The organism is Streptomyces sp. NPDC059874, assembly GCF_042731135.1.
Lineage (GTDB): Bacteria > Actinomycetota > Actinomycetes > Streptomycetales > Streptomycetaceae > Streptomyces.
The window spans coordinates 1-5,761 of sequence record NZ_JBHWJY010000160.1; the positions used below are offsets into that span (position 1 = coordinate 1).

Annotated in this window: 6 protein-coding genes; 5 read left to right on the plus strand and 1 reads right to left on the minus strand. The window is 70.7% G+C overall.

Translation table 11 applies throughout. The features are described 5' to 3' along the window. Window positions 1–91: 91 nt before the first annotated feature. Window positions 92–748, minus strand: a complete 657-nt coding sequence (locus tag ACFV9H_RS40930; RefSeq protein WP_385409014.1) for a pirin family protein — start codon at window positions 746–748, stop codon at window positions 92–94. Between the two features lie 80 nt (window positions 749–828). On the opposite strand from ACFV9H_RS40930, the gene ACFV9H_RS40935 reads away from it, so the two are divergent. The 5 genes from ACFV9H_RS40935 (at window position 829) to fabF (ending at window position 5,727) form a co-directional block, all read left to right on the plus strand. Then, a complete protein-coding gene (locus ACFV9H_RS40935) occupies window positions 829–2,046 on the plus strand; it encodes a PucR family transcriptional regulator (protein WP_385409016.1) in 1,218 nt (405 codons plus the stop codon). A gap of 89 nt (window positions 2,047–2,135) precedes the next feature. Beyond that, window positions 2,136–3,053, plus strand: coding sequence for an ACP S-malonyltransferase (locus ACFV9H_RS40940; protein ID WP_385409018.1), 918 nt, complete (start codon window positions 2,136–2,138; stop codon window positions 3,051–3,053). 19 nt (window positions 3,054–3,072) lie between these two features. After that, window positions 3,073–4,077 (plus strand): ketoacyl-ACP synthase III, encoded by a 1,005-nt coding sequence (locus ACFV9H_RS40945; RefSeq protein ID WP_385409020.1) that lies wholly within the window; start codon window positions 3,073–3,075, stop codon window positions 4,075–4,077. Window positions 4,078–4,133: 56 nt separating this feature from the next. Further along, a complete protein-coding gene (locus ACFV9H_RS40950) occupies window positions 4,134–4,382 on the plus strand; it encodes an acyl carrier protein (RefSeq protein ID WP_385409022.1) in 249 nt (82 codons plus the stop codon). A gap of 79 nt (window positions 4,383–4,461) precedes the next feature. After that, a complete protein-coding gene (gene fabF / locus ACFV9H_RS40955; protein WP_385409024.1) occupies window positions 4,462–5,727 on the plus strand; it encodes a beta-ketoacyl-ACP synthase II in 1,266 nt (421 codons plus the stop codon). Window positions 5,728–5,761: the final 34 nt, after the last annotated feature.

Consider the following 5,761-nt stretch of genomic DNA (forward strand, 5'->3'; position numbering starts at 1 on the left):
GAACTCCGGATCCTCCTCGCCACCTGGGCCGGCGCCTGCCCCACCTGCCACCGCGACATACCCGCACGCGAATCAACCTGACCAAGCCCTACTAGGCGGGCAACTCCCAGATCAGCAGTTCCCCCGGGGATCCGGCGGTGACCTCCAGGCCCTCCTCGCCGGTGATCCGCACCGAGTCCCCGGGGCCGAGCTCCGCCCCGTCCAGGCGCAGGTCCCCGCGCACCACGTGCAGGTACACCCGCTCCGCCGCCGGTACGGGGACCCGCTCGCCCGCGCCCGGCCGCCGGACGTGCAGTACGGCGCCGGCCGCGGGGATCTCGTAGGGCGTGCCGTCCTCGATGCCGCCGACCACCTCGTACGAGGGTTCCCCGCCGGCGGTGAGCGGCGCGAGCCACATCTGCACGAAGCGCAGCCGCTCCGCGCCGTCGTTGCGTTCCACGTGCCGCGCCCCGGATCCCGCGCTGAGCCGTTGAACGTCCCCGGGCCGCACCAGGCCCTTCTCGCCGGTGCTGTCCTGGTGGGTGAGTTCGCCCTGGACCACCCAGGTCACGATCTCGGTGTGGCTGTGCGGGTGCTCGTCGAATCCGGCGCCCGGGGCGAGGGTCTCCTCGTTGCAGGCCAGGACGGGTCCGAAGCGCAGGTTGTCCGGGTCGTAGAAGGACCCGAAGGAGAAGGCGTGGCGGCTGGTGATCCCGGCGGCCGGGTCCCCGCCCTCGTACCGGTCCGCACCGCGGCGCACATCAATCATGGGGGCCACGGTAGCGCCGGCGCGGTGGCGGGCACGGGACCGGACTCCGCGCAGCCCCGCCGATAAGGCAGTCTTGTCACGTGCCCCAACCCGAACGTGAGCATTCCCCCGCGACACAAGCCGCGCATCCCGCTCCCGCCCATCCGCACGCCGCGACGCTGCGCCGACTGGAGAAGTCCTCCGGCCGGCTCGCCGCGAACGCGATCGCGCGCATGGACGAGACCCTGCCGTGGTACCGGGCGATGCCCCCGGAGAACCGGTCTTGGATCGGCCTGGTCGCGCAGGCCGGCATCGCCGCTTTCACGGAGTGGTTCCGGCACCCCGAGACCCCGCAGGCGATCTCCACCGACGTGTTCGGGACGGCTCCGCGCGAGCTGACCCGGGCGATCACGCTGCGCCAGACGGTGGAGATGGTCCGCACCACGATCGAGGTCATGGAGACCGCGATCGAGGAGGTGGCCGCCCCGGGCGACGAGTCGATCCTGCGCGAGGCGCTGCTGGTGTACGCCCGGGAGATCGCCTTCGCGACGGCCCAGGTGTACGCGCAGGCCGCCGAGGCGCGTGGTGCGTGGGACGCCCGGCTGGAGTCCCTCGTCGTCAACGCGGTGCTGTCCGGCGAGGCCGACGAGGGTGCGCTGTCGCGGGCGGCGGCGCTCGGCTGGAACTCTCCGGAGCACGTGTGCGTGGTGCTCGGCACCGCGCCGGAGGGGGACAGCGAGCTGACGGTCGAGGCGATCCGGCGCGCGGCCCGCCACCACAAGCTCCAGGTCCTCACGGGCGTGCTCGGTGACCGCCTGGTGGTCATCGCGGGCGGCAGCGACAACCCGATGCAGGTCGCGAAGTCCCTGATCGGGCCCTTCGCGGCCGGTCCGGTGGTGGCCGGTCCGGTGGTGCCCGACCTGCTGAACGCGACGAAGTCGGCGCAGGCCGCGGCGGCCGGCCTGAAGGCCTGTACGGCCTGGCAGGATGCCCCGCGACCGGTGCTGGCGGACGATCTCCTGCCCGAGCGCGCCATCGCCTCGGATCCCGCTGCCCGTGAGCAGCTGGTGGAGGAGATCTACAGACCGCTGGAGGAAGCGGGCTCCGCGCTGCTGGAGACGTTGAGTGTCTATCTGGAGCAGGCGAGCAGCCTCGAAGGGGCGGCCCGCATGCTGTTCGTGCACCCCAACACGGTGCGCTACCGGCTACGACGTGTGACCGACGTCACCGGCTGGTCGCCCTCCGATGTCCGCTCGGCGTTCACGCTGCGGATCGCCCTGATTCTGGGGCGCCTGGCCGACGGGGATCCTCAGTCCTAGACTTTTGTCGGACATCAACAATTACCCCGACCGTTCTTGGTCCCTGTCCCCACGGGCGGCAGGGACCATCCACAAGAGAGAGTGTGAGGGTGCTCGTACTCGTCGCTCCCGGCCAAGGCGCTCAGACGCCCGGCTTCCTGACTCCCTGGCTCGACCTTCCCGGTGCCGCCGACCGCGTCGCCGCGTGGTCGGACGCCATCGGGCTGGACCTTGCCCACTACGGCACGAAGGCTGACGCCGACGAGATCCGCGACACGGCCGTGGCACAGCCGCTGCTGGTCGCCGCGGGTCTGCTGTCCGCTGCAGCGCTCGGTTCGTCTTCGGCCTTCGGTGCCGTCGCGGGCCACAGCGTCGGTGAGATCACCGCCGCCGCGTACGCGGGCGTGCTGTCCGAGGACGAGGCGCTGGCCTTCGTCCGGACGCGCGGCCTGGGCATGGCGGAGGCCGCCGCGGTCACCGAGACCGGCATGGCCGCGGTCCTCGGTGGTGACCGCGACGTCGTCGTCGCCCACCTGGAGAAGCTGGGTCTGACCCCGGCCAACATCAACGGAGCGGGCCAGATCGTGGCCGCCGGCACCATGGAGCAGATCGCTGCCCTGGAGGCCGAGAAGCCCGAAGGCTCCATGAAGGTCGTCGCCCTCAAGGTCGCGGGCGCCTTCCACACGCACCACATGGTCCCGGCGGTCGACAAGCTGGCGGAGGCCGCGCAGGCCCTCTCCCCGGCGGACCCCGCGCTGAAGTACGTCTCCAACAAGGACGGCCAAGTCGTCACCACGGGCGCCGATGTCGTCGCCCGCCTCGTCGGCCAGGTCGCGAACCCGGTCCGCTGGGACCTGTGCATGGAGACCTTCGGCGAGCTTGGCGTCACGGGAATCATCGAGCTCTGCCCCGGCGGCACCCTCACGGGCCTGGCCAAGCGCGCGCTGAAGGGCGTGCCGAGCGTGGCCCTGAAGACGCCGGACGATCTCGACAAGGCCGCGGCGCTCGTCGCCGAGCAGTCGGCCTGAGCGAAGGAGCCCACACAGCATGTCCAAGATCAAGCCGGCCAAGGGCTCCCCGTACGCCCGCATCCTCGGCGTCGGCGGTTACCGTCCGGCCCGTGTGGTGCCCAACGAGGTCATCCTGGAGACGATCGACTCGTCCGACGAGTGGATCCGCTCCCGTTCCGGCATCGCGACGCGTCACTGGGCCTCGCCCGAGGAGACCGTCGCCGCGATGTCGGTGGAGGCCTCCGGGAAGGCGCTGGCCGATGCCGGCGTCTCGCCCGAGCAGATCGGTGCGGTGATCGTCTCGACGGTCTCGCACTTCAAGCAGACCCCCGCCGTCGCGACCGACATCGCGCACCGGGTCGGCGCGGTCAAGCCCGCCGCCTTCGACATCTCCGCCGGCTGCGCCGGGTTCGGCTACGCCCTGACCCTGGCCAAGGGCATGGTCGTCGAGGGTTCGGCGGAGTACGTGCTCGTCATCGGCGTGGAGCGGCTCTCGGACCTGACCGACCTGGAGGACCGCGCGACGGCCTTCCTGTTCGGCGACGGTGCCGGCGCCGTGGTCGTCGGCCCCTCGGACGAGCCGGCCATCGGCCCCACGGTGTGGGGTTCGGAGGGCGACAAGTCCGAGACCATCAAGCAGACCGTGCCGTGGGACGAGTACACGGGCAAGAACGGCGGCGAGAAGTTCCCGGCCATCACGCAGGAGGGTCAGGCGGTCTTCCGCTGGGCCGTCTTCGAGATGGCCAAGGTGGCCCAGCAGGCGCTCGACGCCGCCGGGATCACCGCCGACGACCTGGACGTCTTCATTCCGCACCAGGCAAACATGCGGATCATCGACTCGATGGTGAAGACTCTGAAGCTGCCGGAGCACGTGACGGTCGCCCGTGACGTGGAGACCACCGGCAACACCTCGGCCGCCTCGATCCCGCTCGCCATGGAGCGGCTCCTGGCGACCGGAGCGGCGAAGAGCGGCGACACCGCGCTCGTCATCGGCTTCGGGGCGGGACTCGTCTACGCCGCGACGGTCGTTACCCTCCCCTAGGGCCGGGATCCGTTTCCCGCCCTGTTCCACCTCAGTAGCTATAGAAGGAGCGCCACATGGCCGCCACGCAGGAAGAGATCGTCGAGGGTCTCGCGGAGATCGTCAACGAGATCGCGGGCATCCCGGTCGAGGACGTCGAGATCGAGAAGTCCTTCACCGACGACCTGGACGTCGACTCGCTGTCCATGGTCGAGGTCGTCGTCGCCGCCGAAGAGCGCTTCGACGTCAAGATCCCGGACGAGGACGTCAAGAACCTCAAGACGGTCGGCGACGCCGCTGACTACATCCTCAAGCACCAGGCCTGAGCCTGACGAGCGTTTGTCGCCACCTGGCGGTGGCGCCGTGACAATTCAGCACCCCCTGAGACGTGGAGAAAGAATTCCTGTGAGCCCGACCAATCGCACCGTGGTCGTCACCGGTATCGGCGCAACCACTCCGCTGGGTGGCGACAGCGCTTCGACCTGGGAAGGTCTGCTTGCCGGCCGTTCCGGCGTGAAGCCCCTCGAGGGTGAGCGCTTCGCCGAACTCCCGGTCCGTATCGCCGCCCCGGTCGCCGTGGACCCGAGCGAGGTCCTGCCTCGCCCGCTGGCCCGCAAGCTCGACCGCTCGGCGCAGTTCGCCGTCATCGCGGCCCGTGAGGCCTGGGCCGACGCGGGTTACACCGCCCCGGCGGGCGAGGACGAGTCGATCGTCCCCGAGCGCCTGGGCACCGTCATCGCCTCCGGTATCGGCGGCGTGACGACCCTGCTCGACCAGTACGACGTACTGAAGGAAAAGGGTGTGCGCCGGGTCTCCCCGCACACCGTCCCCATGCTCATGCCGAACGGCCCCTCGGCCAACGTCGGCCTGGAGGTCAACGCCCGCGCGGGCGTGCACACTCCGGTCAGCGCCTGCGCCTCCGGCGCCGAGGCCATCGGCTACGCCGTCGAGATGATCCGCACCGGCCGTGCCGACGTGGTCGTCGCGGGCGGCACCGAGGCGGCGATCCACCCGCTGCCGATCGCCGCGTTCGCCAACATGATGGCGATGTCCAAGAACAACGAGAACCCGACCACGGCCTCCCGTCCGTACGACAAGGCCCGTGACGGCTTCGTACTGGGCGAGGGCGCGGGCGTCGTCGTCCTGGAGTCCGCCGAGCACGCCGCCGCGCGTGGCGCCCGGGTCTACTGCGAGGTGCTGGGTCAGGGTCTGTCCGCGGACAGCCACCACATCGCGCAGCCGGAGCCGACGGGTCGTGGTGTCGCGGCCGCCGTGCAGAACCTGCTCGACAACACGGGTCTCGACCCGGCCGAGCTGGTCCACGTGAACGCGCACGCCACGTCCACCCCGCAGGGTGACACGGCCGAGCTGAAGGCCCTGCGCAAGGTGCTGGGCGACGACCTCGACCACATCGCGATCTCCGCGACCAAGTCGATGACGGGTCACCTGCTCGGTGGCGCCGGCGGTATCGAGACCGTCGCGACCGTGCTGGCGCTGTACCACCGGCTGGCCCCGCCGACGATCAACTGCGACGACCTTGACGACGACATCGACGCGGACATCGTGCGCGACGAGCCGCGCAAGCTGCCGGCCGACGGCCCGATCTCCGCGATCAACAACTCCTTCGGCTTCGGCGGCCACAACGTGACCCTCGCCTTCCGAAGCGTCTGATCTCGTAGTACGTGAAAAAGGGGCCCCGCCCGGC